This is a genomic window from Streptomyces sp. NBC_00005, assembly GCF_045160215.1.
Taxonomy (GTDB): domain Bacteria; phylum Actinomycetota; class Actinomycetes; order Streptomycetales; family Streptomycetaceae; genus Streptomyces.
Window position 1 is genome coordinate 1296285 of record NZ_CP108316.1, and the last position, 20405, is coordinate 1316689.

22 protein-coding genes are annotated in these 20405 nt (G+C 69.1%); 15 read left to right on the top strand and 7 right to left on the bottom strand.

Annotated elements, in window-relative coordinates; translation table 11 throughout:
- Positions 1 to 28 precede the first annotated feature (28 nt).
- From OG303_RS06355 to OG303_RS06365, 3 genes are all read left to right on the top strand, one after another.
- The gene (locus tag OG303_RS06355) at positions 29 to 454 is read left to right on the top strand and encodes an ester cyclase (RefSeq protein ID WP_405865605.1); all 426 of its coding nucleotides are present in this window, start codon (positions 29 to 31) and stop codon (positions 452 to 454) included.
- 245 nt (positions 455 to 699) lie between these two features.
- Entirely contained in the window at positions 700 to 1179 is a 480-nt protein-coding gene (locus OG303_RS06360; RefSeq protein WP_405877113.1) for a hypothetical protein, read from the top strand.
- Positions 1176 to 1325 (top strand): zinc-binding dehydrogenase, encoded by a 150-nt coding sequence (locus OG303_RS06365; protein WP_405865607.1) that lies wholly within the window; start codon positions 1176 to 1178, stop codon positions 1323 to 1325. The genes OG303_RS06360 and OG303_RS06365 overlap by 4 nt, the downstream gene beginning before the upstream one ends.
- A gap of 233 nt (positions 1326 to 1558) precedes the next feature.
- Here the strand turns inward: OG303_RS06365 and OG303_RS06370 are convergent, their stop codons facing one another.
- Positions 1559 to 2965, bottom strand: coding sequence for an FAD-binding oxidoreductase (locus tag OG303_RS06370; RefSeq protein WP_405865609.1), 1407 nt, complete (start codon positions 2963 to 2965; stop codon positions 1559 to 1561).
- An 80-nt stretch (positions 2966 to 3045) separates the two neighbouring features.
- Here OG303_RS06370 and OG303_RS06375 point away from each other — a divergent pair, with 80 nt between their 5' ends.
- Positions 3046 to 3708, top strand: coding sequence for a TetR/AcrR family transcriptional regulator (locus tag OG303_RS06375; protein WP_405865611.1), 663 nt, complete (start codon positions 3046 to 3048; stop codon positions 3706 to 3708).
- Positions 3709 to 3829: 121 nt separating this feature from the next.
- Positions 3830 to 4306: a hypothetical protein gene (locus OG303_RS06380; RefSeq protein ID WP_405865613.1), complete on the top strand. Its 477-nt coding sequence runs from the start codon at positions 3830 to 3832 to the stop codon at positions 4304 to 4306.
- A gap of 89 nt (positions 4307 to 4395) precedes the next feature.
- Here the strand turns inward: OG303_RS06380 and OG303_RS06385 are convergent, their stop codons facing one another.
- Positions 4396 to 5046, bottom strand: a complete 651-nt coding sequence (locus OG303_RS06385; protein ID WP_405865615.1) for an FMN-dependent NADH-azoreductase — start codon at positions 5044 to 5046, stop codon at positions 4396 to 4398.
- A 132-nt stretch (positions 5047 to 5178) separates the two neighbouring features.
- On the opposite strand from OG303_RS06385, the gene OG303_RS06390 reads away from it, so the two are divergent.
- Positions 5179 to 5541 (top strand): winged helix-turn-helix transcriptional regulator, encoded by a 363-nt coding sequence (locus tag OG303_RS06390; protein ID WP_405865617.1) that lies wholly within the window; start codon positions 5179 to 5181, stop codon positions 5539 to 5541.
- Between the two features lie 79 nt (positions 5542 to 5620).
- Here OG303_RS06390 and OG303_RS06395 read toward each other — a convergent pair whose 3' ends face one another.
- The 3 genes from OG303_RS06395 to OG303_RS06405 form a co-directional block, all read right to left on the bottom strand.
- Complete coding sequence (locus tag OG303_RS06395) at positions 5621 to 6220, bottom strand: TetR/AcrR family transcriptional regulator (protein ID WP_405865619.1); 600 nt, start codon at positions 6218 to 6220, stop codon at positions 5621 to 5623.
- The gene (locus OG303_RS06400; RefSeq protein WP_405865621.1) at positions 6220 to 6546 is read right to left on the bottom strand and encodes a non-heme iron oxygenase ferredoxin subunit; all 327 of its coding nucleotides are present in this window, start codon (positions 6544 to 6546) and stop codon (positions 6220 to 6222) included. Before OG303_RS06400 ends, OG303_RS06395 begins: the two co-directional genes overlap by 1 nt.
- Before the next feature lie 306 nt (positions 6547 to 6852).
- Entirely contained in the window at positions 6853 to 7692 is an 840-nt protein-coding gene (locus OG303_RS06405; protein WP_405865622.1) for a helix-turn-helix transcriptional regulator, read from the bottom strand.
- A 210-nt stretch (positions 7693 to 7902) separates the two neighbouring features.
- Between OG303_RS06405 and OG303_RS06410 the strand changes: the two genes are divergently transcribed.
- Entirely contained in the window at positions 7903 to 8634 is a 732-nt protein-coding gene (locus OG303_RS06410) for an alpha/beta fold hydrolase (protein ID WP_405865624.1), read from the top strand.
- 154 nt (positions 8635 to 8788) lie between these two features.
- Positions 8789 to 9646, top strand: a complete 858-nt coding sequence (locus OG303_RS06415; protein ID WP_405865626.1) for an alpha/beta hydrolase — start codon at positions 8789 to 8791, stop codon at positions 9644 to 9646.
- A gap of 185 nt (positions 9647 to 9831) precedes the next feature.
- Here OG303_RS06415 and OG303_RS06420 read toward each other — a convergent pair whose 3' ends face one another.
- Positions 9832 to 11067, bottom strand: coding sequence for an ROK family protein (locus tag OG303_RS06420; RefSeq protein WP_405865628.1), 1236 nt, complete (start codon positions 11065 to 11067; stop codon positions 9832 to 9834).
- Positions 11068 to 11349: 282 nt separating this feature from the next.
- Positions 11350 to 11511: a hypothetical protein gene (locus OG303_RS06425; RefSeq protein ID WP_405865629.1), complete on the bottom strand. Its 162-nt coding sequence runs from the start codon at positions 11509 to 11511 to the stop codon at positions 11350 to 11352.
- Between the two features lie 340 nt (positions 11512 to 11851).
- Between OG303_RS06425 and OG303_RS06430 the strand changes: the two genes are divergently transcribed.
- The 7 genes from OG303_RS06430 to OG303_RS06460 all read left to right on the top strand — a co-directional run bounded on the left by OG303_RS06430 (position 11852) and on the right by OG303_RS06460 (position 20395).
- Entirely contained in the window at positions 11852 to 12946 is a 1095-nt protein-coding gene (locus OG303_RS06430; protein ID WP_405865631.1) for a Gfo/Idh/MocA family protein, read from the top strand.
- Positions 12947 to 13026: 80 nt separating this feature from the next.
- On the top strand, positions 13027 to 13914 hold the full coding sequence (locus tag OG303_RS06435) for a sugar phosphate isomerase/epimerase family protein (protein ID WP_405865633.1): 888 nt from the start codon (positions 13027 to 13029) through the stop codon (positions 13912 to 13914).
- A gap of 31 nt (positions 13915 to 13945) precedes the next feature.
- A complete protein-coding gene (locus tag OG303_RS06440) occupies positions 13946 to 14878 on the top strand; it encodes an NADP-dependent oxidoreductase (RefSeq protein WP_405865635.1) in 933 nt (310 codons plus the stop codon).
- 54 nt (positions 14879 to 14932) lie between these two features.
- The gene (locus OG303_RS06445; protein ID WP_405865637.1) at positions 14933 to 16498 is read left to right on the top strand and encodes an ABC transporter substrate-binding protein; all 1566 of its coding nucleotides are present in this window, start codon (positions 14933 to 14935) and stop codon (positions 16496 to 16498) included.
- Positions 16483 to 17445, top strand: a complete 963-nt coding sequence (locus tag OG303_RS06450; protein WP_405865639.1) for an ABC transporter permease — start codon at positions 16483 to 16485, stop codon at positions 17443 to 17445. Before OG303_RS06445 ends, OG303_RS06450 begins: the two co-directional genes overlap by 16 nt.
- The gene (locus OG303_RS06455; RefSeq protein WP_405865641.1) at positions 17445 to 18314 is read left to right on the top strand and encodes an ABC transporter permease; all 870 of its coding nucleotides are present in this window, start codon (positions 17445 to 17447) and stop codon (positions 18312 to 18314) included. The genes OG303_RS06450 and OG303_RS06455 overlap by 1 nt, the downstream gene beginning before the upstream one ends.
- A 20-nt stretch (positions 18315 to 18334) precedes the next feature.
- Positions 18335 to 20395 carry a dipeptide ABC transporter ATP-binding protein gene (locus OG303_RS06460; RefSeq protein WP_405865643.1) on the top strand — a complete coding sequence of 687 codons (2061 nt, stop codon included), beginning with the start codon at positions 18335 to 18337 and terminating at the stop codon, positions 20393 to 20395.
- Positions 20396 to 20405 lie beyond the last annotated feature (10 nt).

Below are 20405 nucleotides of genomic sequence, written 5' to 3' on the forward strand. Positions count from 1 at the left end.
TTACTCAACTCGCCTACGGAGTCCAGCCATGACCGACCTCACCCCCACCCCACAGACCACGGACGAGGCACTCCGTCGCCTCGCCGACGAACACTTCCGCCTCGCCAACACCCAAGACCTCGACGGCCTCGTCGCCCTGCACGCGCCGGGCTTCGTCTCCCACGAGCCGCAGGGCGACGTCGGGATCGAGTGGTACCGGGAGGTCATAGGAGCGTTCTTCGCCGCGTTCCCCGACTCCACCCTCACGCCCGTCAACACCGTCGTCGACGGCGATCGACTGGTGCTGCACTTCGAGACGGTCGGCACCCACACCGGCGCCGAGTTCTACGGCATCCCGGCCACCGGCAAGAAGGTCCGCTTCACGGAGATCCGCGTCCGCCGCATCCAGGACGGCAAGATCGCCGAGCACTGGGGCCTCTACGACCAGGCCACAGTTCTCAACCAGCTCCAGTAAGCGCGCCCAGGTAAACCCGACGACCCCATGAGGATAGGAACAATGCGTGCTGCTGTCGTTACGGCCTTCGGCGGACCCCAAGCCGTGCGGATCGTGGAAACGGAAGTACCGGAGCCGGCTGCCGGCCAGATACGGATCAAGGTCGCCGCGGCGGCGCTGAATCCGGTGGACGCGGTGGTCCGCTCCGGTGCGGTCGGCGGAGAGGGCGCGCGGCTCGGGCTGGGCTGGGCTGGGACGCGGCGGGCATCGTCGACGCGACCGGCTCGGGCACCAACTGGGCGGTGGGCGACGCGGTGGTCGCGCTCCACCACGGCGTACTGAAGACGACGTTGGGCACACACGCGGAGTACGTGGTCGTGGACGCGACGGCGGTGGCGTCGGCGCCGAAGACGGTCGATGCCGTGCACGCGTCCACGCTGCCGCTGAACGCCCTGACCGCCGTCCAGGCCCTCGACCTGCTGGACCTCCACTCCGGGCAGACCCTGCTGGTCACCGGAGCGGCCGGCGCCGTGGGCGGCTACGCGGTGCAGCTGGCGGCGTACCAGGGCATCGAGGTGACCGCTCTCGCGGGCGGGGCCGACGAAGACCTCGTACGAAGGCTGGGCGCGACCCGTTTCGCGGCGCGCGGGAGCGCGGCTAGCCCGCACGACGCCGTCCTGGACACGGCGGTCCTCGGCGCGCAGGCGCTGGAGTCGGTACGTGACGAGGGCGCCTATACCGGGTGATCACACAGGCCGAACCGGCTGCGGTGCGGGGGATACGCACGGCCTCGACCCGCGTCGCCGAGACATATCCGCTGGCGGAGGCGGCGAAGGCGCACGCCCGGCTGGCGGAAGGCGGGGTACGGGGACGTCTGGTGCTGGTGCCCTGACCCGGCAACCGCAGCCCCTCCCCTCTGCGCCCTGCGAGGGACGACACTGGGTGTGAGTCGCTTCGGCCAGTCCGGTGCACGCGACGAGGTGTACCTCTACCACCACATCGACACCAACAGCGTCGTACAGGCCGCCCTCAACCTCATCGACTGAGGGCGGCTGTATCAACAACATCAGAACAACCGCCGACCGAGCAGCTCGCTTGTGTGACGTGCCGACGGCGCGCGGGCTGTCAGACGGTCGGGGCGATGTTCTTGTTGTAGCGGAGGAGGTTGTCCGGGTCCCAGGTGGCCTTGACCGCCTGCAGCCGCCGGTACTTGGCTTCGCTGCCGTGGACTCCGCGGCGCCACTCCTCGCCCTGGTCGTCGGTGAGGTTGGTGTAGCCGGCGGCCAGTGCGTGGGGCCGCATCGCCTCGGTGATGTGCTTCGCCGACTCCTCGTACTGCGGGTCGTGCTCGGCGGCGTCCCACATGCTGACGGCTTCCCACAGCCAAGCGGCTCCCTCTCGGGAGAACGCCGTGGCGTCCTCGGCCACGTCCTCGGAGATCGCGCCGCCCATGCACCACAGGTTGATGACGGTGGCGGCGCCGGGGTTCGACGGCGCGGTGGCCGCGTGGCGCAGCAGGGTGTCGACAACGTCGGCGGACAGGGCCGGCAGGTAACCGCCGCGCAGGTTCATGCGCTTGCCGTAGGGGGCCACGGCGTCGAGCATGCTGTTGGCCTGCAGCCATGGCGTCTTCGTGACCAGGTTGGCGACCGGCCGGCCGAGCGCGGCGAGCGGCTCGATGGCCTCGTCGGCGGTCGCGAGATCCCCGGTGAAGACGGGGACGAGGACGAGCACCGGCTTGCCGTGCGCCTCCGGCGGCAGCATCGGCAGGGCAGGTGCGGGAGCAATCGACGCCAGCAGGCCCAGCTCGCGGGGCGCGGTGGCCATGTGCGCGGGGAGCTTGGCAAGGACGTCGGCGGCCTGGTCGAACGGGAAGATCAGCTGTCCGGCGACGACGTCGAGGCCGAGCGGGTGTGCGCGGTACTCGAAGGTGGTGACGACGCCGAAGTTGCCGCCGCCTCCGCGCAGCGCCCAGAACAGCTCGGGGTTCTCGGTCTCGTCCGCGCGGACCTTGCGCCCGTCCATGGTGACCATCTCGCACGCGAGCAGGTTGTCGACGGTGGCGCCGAAGCGGCGCATCAAGTGGCCGATGCCGCCGCCCAGGGTCAGTCCGGCGACGCCCGTGCTGCTGACCGTCCCGGCGGGCACGGCGAGCCCGTGCTCCTGCGCGGCAGCATCCAACTCACCGAGCAGGACGCCTGGTTGGGCCCGCACGACCCGCGTCTCGGGGTCGACGGTGATCGCCTTCATCGCCGAGAGGTCGACGACCAGCGCACCGCCGGGCATCGCGTACCCGTCCGAGCCGTGCCCACCGCCGCGCACGGCCACCGGAATGCCGTGGGCGGAGGCGTGCCGCAAGACGGCCGCGACGTCGTCCTCGTCGGTGCACCGCGCGATCAGCGCCGGGCCCTCGTCGACGGCACGGCCCTGGTACAGGGCTCGCGCGGCGTCGTATTGGTCGTCGTCGGGCCGCAGCACTGAGCCACGGAAGTCGGCGGGGAAGTCGGCGAAGGGATCCGCGGAAACGGTCATGGTGGGGGGCCTCCTCATGGATGCACGACATAACCGGAAATTCAATTTCCGGTTATGTCGGAGGCTAACATCGAAGCCAAATGAGCCCATCCACACCCCCCGCCGACCGTCCGCTGCGCGCCGACGCCCGCCAGAACGTCGAGCAGATCCTCCAGGTCGCCCAGGACGTCTTCGCCGACCTCGGCTACCAGGCATCGATCTCCGAGGTCGCCCGGCGCTCCGGCCTGGGCATGGGCACCATCTACCGGCACTTCCCCAACAAGACCGCCCTGGTGGAACACATCGCGATCAAGGTGATGCAGGAGAGCCTGGACGAGGTACGCCACGCCCTGGCCGAGGAACCGGCCACATGGACCGCCTTCACGCGAGTAGTGCGCCACATGGTGCGCCTGCGCAGCAGCCAGCTCTTCCCCGTCTCCCGCGGCCGCGCCAAGGAACCGGGCCCCGAACTGGCCGGCATCCGCACCCAACTCCTGACCGCCCTGGAGGACTTGGTGGCCCGGACCCAGCACGCAGGAGCCCTGCGCGACGACGTGAACGCCTACGACGTCGTCATGATGCTCAACTCGATCCCGCCACGCCTGCCCGAAACGGAGGACGACAGGCCGACGGCGGACCTGGCCGACCGGTATGTCGGCGTACTCCTCGACGGGCTACGCACCCCTCGCTCCGAGCCACTGTCCCAACCGGCTCCCGGCCGCCGGGAGATCGACCAGTTCTTCCGGACCATGCACGGCTTGTGACCAAACTCCTGCACGACGCCCACCCTGGAGTCGGGGTCATTGGTCCTAGTGCTTTGTTCTGAGGCGCGTTGCGCCGAGAGACCGATCCCCGCCCCGCCGGCCGGGAAATAGTGTCAAGCGCATGACCAATGCAGCGCGGAAGTCCCCCAGCAGCCGCGCGGTGGACGTCGTCCGCGGCTACACGAACCGCGACGCCATCGCGGTGCGGGACGCGCTGGCCGGTCTGGACGCACTCGCGTGGACGGAGATGCACGCCGTCCTGAGCGGTCTGCTGCGCTCCACCGTCAGCGTCATCGAGGTGACCGGCAAACAGTGGACGACTGGTCAACTGGTCGAACATGCCGACGAAGTCGCCGCCGCAGCCCCGCCCCACTACGAGTTCGCGATTGCCGAAGCAGCGCGAGCATGGGCCCACGGAGACCAGTCGGCGCCGAGCGCACTACCGGGCCGGGACCCCCTGGGGGCTGTGCACATAACGGCTGTTTTTGTCGCCGCTCTGGGTCTGGCAATGTGGGGCAGGACCGGATTCCTTGGCGTCCTGACGGCGTACGACGACACCGTCACCGCGATCATGAACGGACAGCCGTCCGGCCTCTGACCACCAAAACCGCCGCGCCCGGCGTTCAGACTCTCGCCGGCTTCGTCGTCGATGCCACTTGCCTGCGAAGCCGGCGAGAACCCCCTTGTTCAGGCAGCCTTGAGGGCTGCTTCCTTGCCCTTGCTGGTCGCCTCCTCGAGGGCCCTGGCCTTGGACGCATCGGCGAGCGGGATCAGCTCGGCCATGGCCGGGTTGGAGTGCGCCAGCGTGAGCTCGGGGACGATGAAGTCGACCTCCACGCCCATCATCTCGGTGAGGACCCCCTCCAGGTAGTTCTGCACGTACTCGAAGGGTTCGCGGGGGGTGCCGGGGGCGTAGGAACCACCACGGCTCGCCACGATGTACACCGGGGTGCCCTTGACCGCCGACTCCTCGACGAGCGCGGTACGGCCCACGAGTATCACCTGGTCGATCCACGCCTTCAGCGTGGAGGGAATCGTGAAGTTGTACATCGGGGCACCGATGAGCACGGCATCCGCGCCCTCCAACTCCTCGACCAGCTTGAGCTGTTCGGCGAACGCGGCCGCCTGCTCCGGGGTGTGTTCGGCGGGGGCGGTGAAGGCGGCGGAGGCGGTGAGCGTGTCCAGGTGCGGGACCGGGGCGGCGTTGAGGTCCCGGTAGATCACCGTGCCGTCGGGGTGCTGGCTCTCCCATGCCTGACGGAAGGCGGCCGTGACCGCGCGGGAGGCGGAGTTCTGCTCCGGCCACAGGGCCGAGTCCAGGTGCAGCAGCGTTGCCATGAGGGGTCTCCAATGAAGCGGTATGCGACAGGGACGCCACGAAAGGACGAGCTGTCATTCCGTGCGCTCCTATTGATACCATAGGGGCTTACTTTTTCTCACCTACGACCAGTCTCACAGTAGACTTCAGGTATGACGGAACCGGTCGCAGAGCCCTGTAAGACGGTCGACGGCGCGATCACGCGCGTCTTCGCGCTGCTCGGAAAGCGCTGGACCGGCCCGATCGTGGCCGTTCTGATGGAGCACCCGGTGCACTTCGCCGACCTGCACCGCGCCATCCCGGGCATCAGCGAGCGCATGCTCTCGGACCGGTTGACCGAGCTGGGCGCGGCAGGGCTGGTCGTGCGCGTGGTGGACGAGGGTCCGCCGCTGCGCGTCTCGTACCGCTTGACGGAAGCCGGCGGGGCACTCGAACCAGCCCTCAAGGAGCTGGCCGCCTGGGCGGAGAGGCACCTCCCGGAGGCGGATCGGCACACGACCTCGTCCACCCTCTGAACGAGCGGCGCGCGTTCGGGATCGCCCTCCGGGCCGTTGGAGCGCCGGGCGCAGTCTCGACGCTTCGGATCTCCAGAGTTCATGGTCCGTCGGTGCGGGTCACCCGCCGCACCAGGTCCACCCAGGTGGCCTGGAGACGAGCGACGGGGACCTCGCTTCCCACGTGCAGGTAGTCCGTCGTCTCGAAGTTCGCGAAGGCGAGCAGGGCGTGGGCGAGCATGTCGTGGTCCCCGTCAACTCCCGCTTGCGTCAAGAGGGTTGAGACGTGGCGGTGGAAGGCGCGGCCGGTGTCGGAGGCGTGGCGGCGGTCGTGGAGCACTTGGCGTCCCAGCGCGGCGCCCAGGTCCGCTTCGGCGGCGATGCGCTCGATCAAGGCAGAGCCGAACGCCTCCAGCCGGTCCCTCGCGGGCGCGCCCGGCCCGAGCGGCGGGGGACCTTCGGTGTACGCCGCCTGGAACGCGGCTTCGGCCTCACCGAGGAGGGCGAGCAGCAGCCCGTCGCGGTCGCCGAACCGGCGAAAGAGGGTGCCCTTTCCGACCCCGGCCGCCTCTGCGACCGACTGCATGGTCACGTGCTCGGCCCCTCGCTCGGCCACCAGCCGGGCGGCCGCCTCCAGCAGCCGGGCACGGTTGCGGGCGGCATCGGCCCGCTCGGCGACGGTGTCGTCCGCCCCATCCATCACGGTGTTCCTGTCACTTGTACGTACACCATTCCGTCGTCGACCCGGACCGGGTACACGGGGACGGGGCGGGTCGCAGGAGGATCGAGTGGGGCTCCGGTGCGCAAGTCGAAGCGGGAGCCGTGCAGCCAGCACTCGACGGTCAAGGCGTCCACCTCCCCTTCGGACAGCGAGACGGCGCTGTGCGAGCACACGTCGTGGATCGCGAAGGCCTGCTGCTCGGTCAGGACCAGCGAAACGGGCACACCCTCCACCTCGAAGCGCCGCGGGATGCCCTCCTCCAACTCGTCGAACTTGCAGACGTACGTGTATCCCCTGCTGGACATCGCTCTCCTCGGGTGCATCCATGGCGCCGGCGGTGTGCCATCCGGTTCACAGGGGTGCATCGGGCGGGCGACGGCGCTCGGCCCGGAGCGGCACGTGTGAGCGTGGCTGATCTCCGAGGCTAGCGACGCGGGCCCTGAGCCGGACCCGACCCGGGTCCGAGGTGACCTCGGCAGATGGGCCTACGCCTCGTCACATGATGGTGATCACGGCCAGGCCGTCGTCGTACGTGCCATTCGCCTCCGCGGCACAACGCAGACCTGACACGATCTACGACCCGTTCCCTTGTCGGTGCCGGGAACGCGGGCTCAGGTGGTGAGCTGCTGGTGTCCTATGACGGAGAGCAGTTCCAGCTTGCTGTGGCTCTCCGTGCCGGGACGGGTGGTCAGCACCACCAGGGTCTGGGCGCGGTTCTCGGTGAACAGGACCTGACCGTCGACGTCGATACGGCCGAGCTCGGGATGGACGATGGTCTTGCTCTCGTCGTAGCGCTGGGCGACCTCCTGGAGTTCCCACAGGCTGACGAACTCGGGGCTGTGTTCCTGGAGTTCGGCGAGTATGCGGGTGGCTCGGGGGACGTCACTGCCGGCGGTCAGCGCGACCCGCAGACGGGCAGCCTGGGCGCGGCCATGACGTTCGTGGTCTTCCTCGGGGTACACCAGGCGCTCGGCGGGGTCCATGAACCAGCGGTAATAGGCGCTTCGGGCCAGCCCGGTGTGGCGGGTCTGGTCACCGAGCAGCGCGATGGCCAGCGGGTTCATCGCGAGGGTGTCGGACATGTCGGTCAGCACCAGGGCCGGGGAGTCGTCCAGGCGGTCCAGGACCCGCATCAGCGTCGGGCTGACGTGCTCGGAGCGCTGGAAGCGGGCCGGGGCGTTGTGGCCGATGAGGACGAAGAGATGGTCGCGTTCGTCCAGGGTCAGCCGGAGCGCCCTGGCGAGGGCGGTGGTGATCTGGATGGAGGGCTGCGGGGCACGCTGCTGTTCGAGGCGGGCGTAGTAGTCGGTGGACATGCCGGCGAGCTGCGCGACCTCCTCGCGGCGCAGCCCCTGGGTACGCCTGCGCGGCCCCTCGACCAGCCCGACATCACGCGGGCGCAGCGCCTCACGCCGCCGTCGCAGGAATTCCGCCAGTTCCTTCTTGTCCATGCCCACCATCGTCGCCGCTTCTCGCCCGGCTATCCAGAGACCGCCAATCCATGGCTGAGCTTCTGCCCAGCGTGACGTAAGCACTACCCAAGGTGGCAGGCAGGGATCGCCGATCCATGGATGAACCGTCCTCTCCCGCCCGCGCGAAAGCACTCATACGGTCGACGCTGCGGGCGCTCCCAGCGAGACAGACCCCGTCACGCTGCGCTGATGACACCCACCAAGCGAACGGAAGAGCAGATGACCGTTTTCAGTGACCACAGGATCGAGCTCTCGCAATTGACTTTTCAATACCGCGAGGCGGGTGATCCGGATGCGCCGCCGCTCATTCTTCTGCATGGCCTCATGTACGACGCGCGTGACTGGGACGAGATCGCGAGCTTTCTCGCCGAGCAGTACCACGTCTTCGCCCTCACTCAACGCGGCCATGGAGAAAGCGCCTGGCCCGGTGTCTATTCCTTCGAGTTGGGGTGCGGCGACCTCGAGGCGTTCGCCGATGCGCTTGCGTTGGACCGCTTCACGTTGATCGGCCACTCGATGGGTGCACGGGTCGGGTGTGTCTTCGCGGAGAAATGGCCCGAGCGGATCGAGCGGATGGTCTGGGAGGACACCGCCCCCATCGACGTGCAGTTCCCGGAAGGTTCCGACGAAGTGCCTGGAGCGGCGCCTTTCGATTTCGCCGCGGCCACCTCGCTGGTGCACCAGATCCACAACCCCGATCCGTCCTGGTGGAACGACCTTCCCAAGATCACCGCACCGACGCTCATCATCGGAGGAGGGTCCACCAGCTATACCCCCCAGAAGGGGCTGGCCGAGGCTGCTCGCCTCCTCCCTGATAGCCGGCTGGAGACGATCGAGGGCGCCGGGCATCTGGTTCACCGCACTTGCCCAGAGGAGTACAAGGAGCTCCTGCGGAAGTTCCTTGCGGAGAACAGCAAATAGAAGAACTCCGTCGGCATGGGGCAGGAGACCCACCGTCTCGCTGAACGGCACGCGGCCGGGACCCGAAAAGGGGGAGTTGTTGCCCAGGCAGCAGGCGGCGGCGATGTCCAGACAGGGCCGACAACCAGGCCGTACCACTGAAGGAAACTGTTTCATGACTGCGAACCGCATCACGCTCGACCTGGGGGACATCCGGATCACCGGCATAGAGGCAGCAGGCCGTCCCGGGATGCCGTTGCTGGTCTGCCTTCCCGGGGGTGGTTACAACGCGTCGTACTTCGACGTGGCCGGGTATTCGCTGGTGGACGCCGCGCGGCGCGATGGATTTTCAGTGGTGTCCCTCGACCGTCCGGGCTATGGCGGCAGCACCGCGCTGGAGGGGGAGATCTCGTTCCGCCGGAATGCCCAGGTGCTCCAGGGGGCCATCGCCGAACTCTGGAACCGGCACTTCTCGGACTCCCCCGGGATCGTCCTCGTCGGACACTCGATAGGTGGTGCGATCGCGCTGCATCTGGCAGCCGGCGACCGCACCTGGCCGCTCCTCGGGGTCTCCGTCACCGGAATCCACGACGAGTCGCAGCGGTCGAACGACGCGTTGAAGTCCCAGCCGCCGGCCAGCTCGATCGAGTTCAGCCGTGAGCACCTCTTGCGGTTCATGTACGGACCTGACGACACGTACGATCCGGGTGTGCTCGACATCGCGAAGCACGCCGAATCGCCCGTTCCCATAGCGGAGTTGGTGGAGGTGGCGGGCCAGTGGTGCACGGACTTCGCAGGGCTCGCCGCGAGGATCGAGGTACCCGTCCACTACGGACTGGCCGAACACGAAGGGTTCTGGCACAGCAGCGACGAATCGGTCGCCGCATTCGGGAAGGCCTTCACCGCCGCCCCCTCGGTGGCCGCTCGGCGCATCCTGGGCGGTGGCCACAACATCGATCACCACTACGCCGGCGCGGCCTTCCACAAGGAACAGCTCGACTTCGCGAAGGGGCTGGTCTCCCCCGCTCAGTAGCGACTGCCGGAACTGCCATCCCGCATCGCGCAGCTGTGGATGGCGCCTGATCGTGGCTGGTCGCGGCGATATCGAGCCTGAAGGCAAGGGTCGACACCACGGAAGACATAACGAGCCACCACCCACCGCCCACCGGCCCACGGGTTCGCCAGGTCGCCCCGGCCGGATTCGGCTCGGCTTCGGCGTCAGTCTTCCCGGTCGTCCACCAGCAACCGGGCAATCCCCTGCTCGCTGAAGACGCCTCGCAGGGCGAGGGCTATGCCCCCGCGGATCGCGGAGGTGCCGTCGGGCCGGGTGGTGGTGATGGTCAGTTTGCGAGTGGTCAGGGGCAGGGCTCGCTGGTACACCACGGCACGCACCCCGGACAGAAGGTCGTCACGCAGGTCGCTGAGGGGGCCGCCGAGCACCAGGGTGCGGGGGTTGTACATGACGACGAGCATGGCCGCGAGTTCGCCGATCGCGGTGGCGGCCTGGCGCAGCGCGTGCACGGCCGCAGGGTCGTTGTCGGTGATGCGTTCGGCCAGTTCGCGTTCGCCGTGACGTGGATCGTCGTCCGTCGTCTCGGGGATGCCCAGGGTGCGCAGCACGGCCCGGTGCGAGGCGATGCCTCTGACGCAGCCGACGTTGCCGCAGGTGCACAGGGCGTCGCCACCGTCGACGGCCCGGATGTGGCCCACGTCCCCCTCGGCTCCGTCGGCCCCCCGGTAGATGTCGCCGGAGGCGGTGACGAGTCCGGCCCCGATCCCGGCCGCGATCTTGAGGCAGAGGAGCGGGGTGTCGACCTCGTCCTGGACCGCTTCGCCGAGGGCCATGAGGTTGGCGTCGTTGTCCACCCGGACCGGGGCGCGAAAGCGTGCGCCGAGAGCCTCGGCGGCCGGGTAGGCGTCCCAGCCCGGCATTCCCGTCGGGCGCACGGCGCAGCCGCGCTGGAAGTCGACGGGCCCTGGCAGGCCCATCACCACCTGACGGACCCGACGTGGGTCACGCCCGGCCTTCTCCAACAGGCCCAGCAGGCGCTCGGACACCCGCTCCAGCACCGTTTCCGGCCCGCTGTCGAGGCGAACGTGCACGGTGTCCTCGGCGAGCAACCGTCCTGTGAGGTCGGCGATCGCAACGCGTGAGGCCAGGGTGTCGACATCGGCCACGGCGATGGTGCCCGCGCGCGGGGAGAGCGTCAGCACACGGGGTGGTCGGCCGCGCACCGACTCGCCCGACTCGATCTCCTCCAGGATGCCGTGTCCGACGAGATGGGCGACCTGCTGGCCGACCGTCGAGCGGGCGAGTCCGCTGCGCCGCGCGATCTCGGCACGACTGGTCGCCTCGCCCGAGACGACCAGGTCCAGGACCCGGTGCAGCCCCACGGGAACCGCGGGCAGCAGCACCGGAGCGGCCGGATGGAACCCGCCTTTATGAAACGTCACGGTCTTAATTCCGCCTCCTTGAGCCCCCTCACCATCCGGCTTGAGGAACGAGTCCGTCAACCATGACATTCGGACCACCACGGCAGGATGTTCCGCCATTTTTAGTCCGATCGAAAAACTAAAAACGGCATCTTGTCCCTCACATACGAACCAAACGATGGTGATGGGCAACCCTGCGTTCGCGCCGTGGCCGATAAGGCGACGGCGGCACCAAGCCTCCCGGACGGCTCGAAAAATTCCCGGATTTTAGCCAGAAGAGGCATCCGAAGCAATGAGATCGGATCACTCGACGGACCACGCACAGGCGATCAAGGTCCCGTCCAGGCGCGAGACCGCCCCCTCCGGGCGGCACTTCGGCACGTCGAGCGTCCGCTCCCGCCGCCCCTCCGCCGACCCGCGCAACGGTCCGGGCGTCACCCTCGCGTACAGCTGTGAGCTGCGCATTCCCTCATCCCCGCGCTCCGGCGGGCCACGCCGCGCCGACCGCCCGCGCGCCCGGTTCCCGCAGCCGCGCACGCGCGACCTGACGTCTCGTCAGTTTCGCTTGTCACGATTCGATAACCCAGCTCCCAATGTTCTGCTCACCGGACCGCAGCTCTCGCACCACTCGGCCGCACAGCCCTTAAATGCCGAACAACCCAGCCGGAACCGGCCACGCGTTTCGGCCTGAGCGACCTGTCGCACTTCCGACCAGCGGTCCGCTCTCTCCGCCGAATTCCATGAATCCCCTTGCGCCTTCCACGGATCACCCGTACGTCCATCGCTCTCCGGAGGAACCCACGGCATGGTCAAGCACACGCACCGCATCGGCATCCTGGGCAGCGGCAACATCTTCGGCCGGTACCTGGCCGGCCTGGCCCGCTATCCGGAACTGCGGGTCGTCCGCGTCGGTGACATCGACGTGGCCCGCGCCAAACAGGCCGCCGTAGAGCACGACATCCCGGCATGGGGCGACGCCGAGCAGCTCTACGCCGACGACACGGTGGACATCCTCGTCAACCTCACGCCGCCCGTGCACCACGCCCGTACGGTCGTCGCCGCTCTGGAAGCCGGCAAGCACGTCTACGTCGAGAAGCCCCTGGCCACCACCGTCGCGGAGGGCCGGACCGTGCTGGAGGCGGCCGCCCGCAGCGGGCGTGTCCTCGGCGCGGCGCCGGACACCTTCCTGGGCAGCGCGAGCCAGACGCTGCGCAGGGCCATCGACTCGGGGGCGATCGGCACCCCGATCGGCGCCTCCGCCTTCATCAGCCACAGCAAGGCCGAGACCTGGCACCCGAACCCGGCCTTCCTGTTCCAGGAGGGCGGCGGCCCGGTGATGGACATGGGCCCCTACTACTTCGCGATCCTCGTGAACGCCCTGGGCCCGGTGCGGTCGATCAGCGCAAGCACCCGTATCGGCGCGGAGCGGCGCACCGTCACCGCCCCCGACCGGGCGATCGACTCCGTCGACGTCACCGTCCCCACCCACGCCGCCGCCGTCCTCACCTTCGCGTCCGGTGTCATCGGCACCACCCAGATGAGCTTCGACGTCTGGGACACCGACCTGCCCGCCATGGAGATCTACGGCACCGAGGGCACCCTCTCGCTGCCCAACCCGAACCACTTCGACGGCGACGTACGCCTTCGTCGTCACGGTGACGACGACTGGACGGTGCTGGAGCCTGCGGTCGAGCTGTTCGGCGCCGTCGGCACCCGCGAACAGGCCCGACGCGGCCTCGGCGTACGCGACTTGGCGACGGCGGTGGAGGGCGGCCCGCACCGCGCCAACGCCTCCTTCGCCTTCCACGTCCTCGAAGCGCTGTGCGCGGTGGAGGACTCCTCCCGGTCGGGCCGCACGGTGCGGCTCGAGAGCAGCTGCGAACGTCCCGAACCCCGTTAGCCCGCCCGACAGTTCACCCCCGCCCCTCCCTATCTCCCTATCTCTCGATCCCCTCGATCGTCCTCGACGAAAGGCCCCTCATGACCATCAGCCCCGAGAAGATCGCGATCAACCCGCTCCAGTGGATCGCCACCGACGACGGCTGGATCGACCCCACCATCGCCCCGCCGCTCGCCGAACGCCTCAAGGTCATCAAGGAGTCGGGCATCGACTCCGTACACGCGGAGGTGCCGGAGGACCTCAGCACCGCCGAGTACGGCCAACTCCTCGCCGATCACGGCCTGTTGCCCGCGCCCGGCTACATCTCGGGCCCGCTGCCCGAGGACGAGGCGAGCCTTCGGGCGCACCTCGAGAAGACCGACCGGATGAGCACGCAGATGGCCGAACTCGGCCTGCCCACCGTCTTCGTGGCCACCGGCATGAACAAGCAGGCGCCCCGCGTGCACCGCCCCGCCGTGGGCACCGACGCCACTCCGGAACGGCTGGAGCGGGTGCGGGACGTGTTCGCGCGGATGGGCGAGACGACCAAGGCCAACGGCATAACGGCCGCTTTCCACCCGCACATCGGAACCTGGGCGGAGACCGAGCAGGAGACCCGTTTCATCCTCGACACCATTCCGGCGGACGTCCTGTCCTTCGGCCCCGACATCGGCCACCTCGGCTGGGCCGGCGCCGACGTCATCGGCCTGATCCGCGACTACGCGGAGCGGGTCGCCGCGATGCACGTCAAGGACTTCCACGCCGACATCGCCGAGCGTGGCAGGGCCGAGGGCTGGACCTACCAGCAGACCGTCCTCGCCGGCCTGTGGGCGGAACCGGGCCACGCCTCCGTGGACATTCCCGCCACGCTGGCCGCGTTGCCCGACAGCTTCGACGGCTGGCTCGTCATCGAGGTCGACAAGGGCGCGCAAGCCACCCCCGAAGAGAGTGTCCGGCTCTGCGGCGAGTGGGCCCGGCAGCAGCACTGACCGTTTCGACACCCGGAGTTGGAGGCTCGACGTGCCCGCAGCGTACGGATTCACCGCATACGGCGGACCGCAGGTGCAGCGGTTCCTCGATCTGCCCGCTCCGGTACCGGGGCCGGGCGAGCTGCTCGTCGAGGTGCGTGCCGCCGGGGTCAACCCGGTGGACTGGAAGGTCCGTTCCGGGATGCACCGCGCCTTCCTGCACCTCGACCTGCCGGCCGTGCTCGGGCGTGAGGTCGCGGGTGTGGTCGTACAACTCGGCCCGGGCGTCGACGCGTTCGCCGTCGGCGACCCGGTGTTCGGCACCAGCGACCGGGGCTGCGGCGGATACGCGCAGTTCGCGCTCCTCACCGCGAACCGGACGGCGCTCAAGCCCGCCGCGGTCTCCTGGACCGACGCGGCCGTCCTGCCGGTGGCGGTCGGTACCGCCTACGACGGGATCGGGCAGCTCGCTCCGAAAGCCGGCGAGAGCCTGTTGATCCTGGGGGCCGGTGGTGGCGTCGGCGTCGCGGCGGCCCAGTTCGCCCGTGCCGCCGGAGTGCGGGTCGTCGGCACCGCCGCCACGGCCAAACGGGAGTTCGTCGAGTCGGCGGGCGTCAAGGCGATCTCCTACGACAGTGCCGCTTTCGGCACACAGCTGCGGACAGCCCTGCCGGACGGCGCCGACGCGATCCTCGACCTCGTGGGCGGGGACGCACTGCGGAGCGTCGCACCGGTGATCTCCCTCGGCTGCCGGATCCTGACGGTCGCCGACCCCGAGACGGCAGCCCGGTTCGGCGCCCGCCCGTTGTCGCGCGAGAGCACGACCGAAACACTCACCGAACTGGCCCGACAGGTGGCCGACGGACGGCTCGATCCGCAGGTCCGCGGCATCTTCCGGTTCAAGGACGCGGCGGCCGCACTGCGTGAAGTCGAGTCCGGCCACCCCTGGGGCAAGGTGGCACTCGACCTGTGCGGCGACCGCTGACCTGCGCTCTTTCTCCCTCTCCTCCTCTCAACCCTCGCAGCTCAAGGAGCACCGATGTCACTCACCAAGCAAAGCCGGTACCGCCGACTGACAGCATGCGTCGCCGTGGGCACGGCCCTGCTCACGTCGGCCGCGTGCAGCGCCGCCGCCCAGCCCACCGCCGGTGCCTCCGCCTCCACCGGCCCGGTGCGCGACGGAGGCACCCTCGTCATCGCCCAGACCAGCGACGTCGATCCCGGAGGGTTCCTCAAGACCTCGCTCGGCAACATCCTCTCCGAGTACCAGGTCTTCGAGACACTGACGCTCATCGACTCCAAGACCGGCAAGCCCACCGGCGTCCTCGCCAAGTCGTGGCAGCTCGCACCGGACGCCAGAAGCATCGACATCACACTCCGCGACGACGTCACCTTCCACAGCGGCCGCAAACTGACGGCGAGCGATGTCGCCTTCACACTCAAGAAGGTCCAGGATCCCGCAACGGGCGCTGCCAACCAGCCGATCGCCGCCCAGATCACGTCGATGAAGACCGAGGGCGACCACGAGCTGAAGCTCACCTTCTCCAAGCCGACGCCCAACATCTTCGACCTGTTCGAGACGATGCCGATCGTCAACCCCACGACCTACGCGGGCAATGCGGCAGGCAAGGTCGTCGACGGCACCGGCCGCTACTCCTGGACGTCCTGGACACCCGGAGGCAAGGTCGTACTCACCAAATACGCCAAGTACCGGGACGCCAAGAACACCCATCTCGACAAGATCGAGATCGACGTCATCAACGACCCGACGGCCATCGTGTCGGCGATCCGCAGCGGTCGCGTGCAGTACGGCACCGGCATCGCCGCCCTCGACTCGCGCAGCCTGGCCAAGCAGTCGGGCTACGCCCTGGTGACCTCGGGCGGATCGGCCCTCTCCCTCGCGTTCGACGTCACGAAGGCGCCGTTCGACAACAAGACCGTCCGGCAGGCGATCCAGTACGCGATCGACCGGAACCGTATCGACGAGCAGGTCGAGGGCGGACAGGCGGAGGCGACCGATCTGCCGTGGCGGTCCTCGACCGTCGGGTACGACGCGACCCAGGCGAAGCACTACACGTACCAGCCGGACAAGGCCAAGAAGTTGCTCGCCGAGGCCGGCGCGAAGAACGTGACGCTCAATGTCGTCACCCTGAACAGCCCCGAGTCCACCGGCATCTTCCAGATCGTCAAGAACAACCTCGCCGCCGTCGGGGTGACCGCCAAGGCGGTGCCTCTCAGCCCGACCGAGTACGACGAGCGGATCGCCAAGCGGGACATGGGCGCGCCCGCGGTCCTGATCATGGCCAGCAACGCCCTCTCGCCCGCGTCCCAGGTCGTCAGCCGACCCGAGTACGTGGCGAGCGGCAACCTGCTGAAGTTCCAGAGCGCGCAGTACTCCGCGCTGGTCCGGAAGGTGACCGCCGCCACGTCGACGGCCGAGCAGAAGAGCGCGGTGCACGACTACAACGCGTACCTCCTCGACCAGGCCTTCACGGTCCCGTTGGTCACCCGGCCGACCCTGACTGTCCGGACCCAGTCCGTGGGCGGTATCAAGTCGACCCAGGCGGGCTTCATCGACCTCGGAACGGCGTGGCTGTCGAAATGATCCGGTATCTGATGCGCAAGGTGCCGTCGGTGGTGTTCGTGCTCTTCGCCAGCTCGGTGGTCGCCTTCGCCCTGCCCCGGCTCGCCCCTGGTGACGTCGCCGTCACCCTCGCCGGTTCGGACCCGACCGCCGCGAACATCGCGGCCATCCGCAAGGAGTTGGGCCTGAACCGGTCGCCGGTCGAGCAGTACTGGGAGTGGATCTCCGGACTGTTCCACGGTGACCTGGGCCAGTCCTACCTCCTGCACCGCAGCGTCGCGAGCCTCATCGGTGACCGGCTGGAGAGCACCGTGGAACTGGCCGTGTTCGCCACCCTGCTCGTCGTCGTGATCGGTACGGCGCTGGGGGTGCTGGCAGGCTCGACCAGGCGCTGGTGGGCGCGGACCACGCTCGATCTGGGCAACAGCATCCTGGTCGCCGTACCGTCGTTCCTCATCGCGCTCGCGCTGATTCTCGTCTTCGGCGTGTACCACCGCTGGCTGCCGGTGAGCGGCGAGGTGAGCGTGCTGCGCGATCCCGCGATCGGCATCCAGTACCTGGTCCTGCCCGCGGTCGCCCTCGCGCTCTCGCCCGCGGGGGGTGTGGCGCGGCTGCTCCAGACGGAGATGACCCGGGTCCGCAACGAGGACTACGTCGATCTGGCTCTCGCCAAGGGCGCCTCGCCGCGGCGGATCACCCTGCGGCACGTGCTGCGCAACAGCTTCGGCAGCGCGGTCGTCGCGATCGGCCTGGAGATCGGCACCCTGCTCGCCGGTGCGGTGGTCATCGAGTCGATCTTCAACCGCAACGGCCTCGGCCAGCTCGCTGTGTCCAGCGTGACGACGCGCGACTTCACCGTCCTCCAGGTCCTGATCCTCGGTGTGGTCTGTATCGCGGTGATCTGCCAGATCGTCACCGAGCTGGTCCTGGCGGCGCTCGACCCGAAGATCAGGCTGGGAGATCAGTGATGACGGACCTACCCCTGTCCATGCCCGTGGCCGCGCGCCGCCGGCTGAACCCGACACTGGCCCGGTATCTGTCGGCGTTCCGCACCCCGCGGGGTGTCATCGGCTTGTCGATCCTCGTGCTGATGGTCCTCGCCGCGCTGCTCGCACCCGTCCTCTTCCCGGGCGGCTACGACCAGCAGGGGGCGACCACCTTCGCCGGTCCTTCGGCCCAACACCTCTTCGGGACCGACGAGTTCGGCCGCGACATCTTCATCCGCAGTGTCTACGGCCTGCGCGTCGACCTGAGCCTCATCCTCACCGCGGTGCCGCTCAGCATGGCGATCGGCACCCTGCTCGGCCTCTCCGGCGCGCTCGCCGGATGGCTCGGCGCGGGAGTACAGCGACTGCTGGACGTGATCATCGGTTTCCCCGGATTGATCCTCGGGGTCTGTCTGGTGGCCGTCCTCGGCGCCGGCTGGTTCGCGCTGTTCCTCACCATCCTGATCGGCGGCCTGCCCAGCGCGGGCCGCCTGGCCCGCGGCGCCTGGCTCACCCAGCAGGACCGGGAGTACGTCCTCGCCGCCCGGGTGCTCGGCGTCTCGCGCCGTCAACTCCTCGTCCGGCACGTGCTGCCGAACGCCATGGACGCCATCGTGGTCAACGGCGCCGTCTGGATGGTCGTCGGCGTCTACATCGAGGCCGGCCTGTCCATCGTCGGCCTCGGCGTGCAGCCGCCCACACCGTCGCTCGGCGTCCTGCTCAACAACGGCCTGCGATTCGTGGTCCAGTCACCCACCTACATCATCGGCCCCGCCGCGCTGCTCCTGCTGCTCGCGGTGGGCGTCAGCCTGATGTCGGACGCACTCAACGAGGCGGTGAATCGCCGATGACCCCGACGACCAACTCACCCATGACCGAACCGTCGCCGGCCGGCACCAGCAAGGCCGTACCGTTGCTGCGCGTCGCAGGCCTGGGCACGGAGTTCAGGCTCAGGAGCGGCGACGTCAAAGCAGTCGACGACGTCAGCTTCGACATCTACCCGGGCGACGTCCTGGGCATCGTCGGCGAGTCCGGCTCGGGCAAGTCGGTCACGGCGCGCTCGATCATGCGGATGCTGCGTCCGCCCGGCCAAGTCGTGGCGGGCAGCGTGGAGTTCGACGGCGAGGATTTGCTCGCGCTCCCCGAACGCGAGATGCGTCGGCGTCGTGGCAGCAAGGTCGCGATGGTCTTCCAGGACCCGCAGGCCGCGCTCAACCCGGTCATGAAGGTCGGCGACCAGATCGTCGAGGCCATGACGGTCCACGGCGTCGACAAGAAGGCCGCGCGCACGCGAGCGGCCGAACTCCTCGACCAGGTCGGCATTCCCGACGTGGCGACGAAGATCGATCACTACCCGCACCAGTTCTCCGGCGGCATGCGCCAGCGCGTCGTCATCGCGATCGCGCTGGCCAACGATCCGGCGCTGCTCATCGCCGACGAGCCGACGACCGCCCTCGACGTCACCATCCAGGCCCAGATCCTGCGGCTGCTCGCCAGACTCCGCACCGAACTCGGCATCGCCGTCGCGATCATCACCCACGACATGGGCGTCGTCGCCGAACTCTGCACGGACGTCGTCGTGATGTACAGCGGCCGTACGGTCGAGAAGGGAACCGTCGAGCAGGTCTTCAACCACCCGCGCCACCCCTACACGGCGGCCCTCCTCGAAGCCATGCCCCGCCTCGACGACGACCTGACCGGCGGGCCGCTCCCCGCGATCCCCGGCACCCCGCCCGACCCCGCCGCGCTGCCGCCCGGCTGCGCGTTCGAGCCCCGCTGCCCGTTCGCCGAGGACGCGTGCACACACGCACCGCCACAGCTGCTGGCGATCGGGGACAGCGGACAGACAGCGGCCTGCTTCGTGGCCCAACGCGGAGTCGACGTGTCCCCGGTGCGTGCGGAGGCGACGGCACCCGCACCGGCTCGCCCCGAGCCCTCCACGGACGAACTCGTCCTGGAGATCCGGGACTTGAGGGTCGACGTCGGATCGCGGCGGCGCGGCCTGTTCCACCGCGAACCGCCCGTGTACGCCGTCGACTCGGTGAGCCTGTCCGTGCAGGCAGGCCGTACCGTCGGGCTCGTCGGGGAGAGCGGCTGCGGCAAGTCGACGCTGTCGCGGGCCGTCGTGGGGATCAACCCGATCGCCGGCGGGACGGTCCGCGTCGACGGAACCGACGTGAGCGCGATGCGCGAGGAGGACCTCAAACAGGTCCGGTCCTCGGTGCAGTACGTGTTCCAGGACCCCTACGCCTCCCTGAACCCCCGGCGCACGATCAGGCAGTCCCTCACCGAGGCGCTCGGCATCCGGGGCATCGGCGGCCGTGAACTCGAAGCAGAGGCACGCTCGTTGATGGAACAGGTGGGGCTGCGCCCCGAGCTCCTCGACCGCTACCCGCACGCGTTCTCGGGCGGGCAGCGCCAGCGGATCGGCATCGCGCGGGCCCTGGCCCGCCGACCGCGCACGCTGGTCCTCGACGAGCCGGTCTCCGCGCTGGACATGTCGGTCCAGGCACAGATCATCAACCTGTTGCAGAAGCTCCAGAACGAACTCGGCCTGGGCTACCTGTTCATCGCCCATGACCTGTCCGTCGTCCGTCATCTCAGTGACACCGTCGCGGTGATGTACCTCGGCAGGATCGTCGAGTACGGCGATGTCGCCGACGTCTACGGCAACCCCCAACACCCCTACACCGCCGCGCTGTTGTCGTCGTCGCCGGTGGCGAGCGCCTCGGCGCCCGAGCGGGAGCGCATCGTGCTGCGGGGCGACCTGCCGAGCCCGGCGAACCCGCCCTCCGGCTGCCGCTTCCGCACCCGGTGCCCGATCGGCCCGCTCACCCATCCGGAGCGGACGATCTGCGCGGAGAGCGACCCGCAACTCACCCTGACACCCGCGGGACAGCGGGCCGCGTGCCACTTCGCGGGCGGCGACTGAGGACTACGAC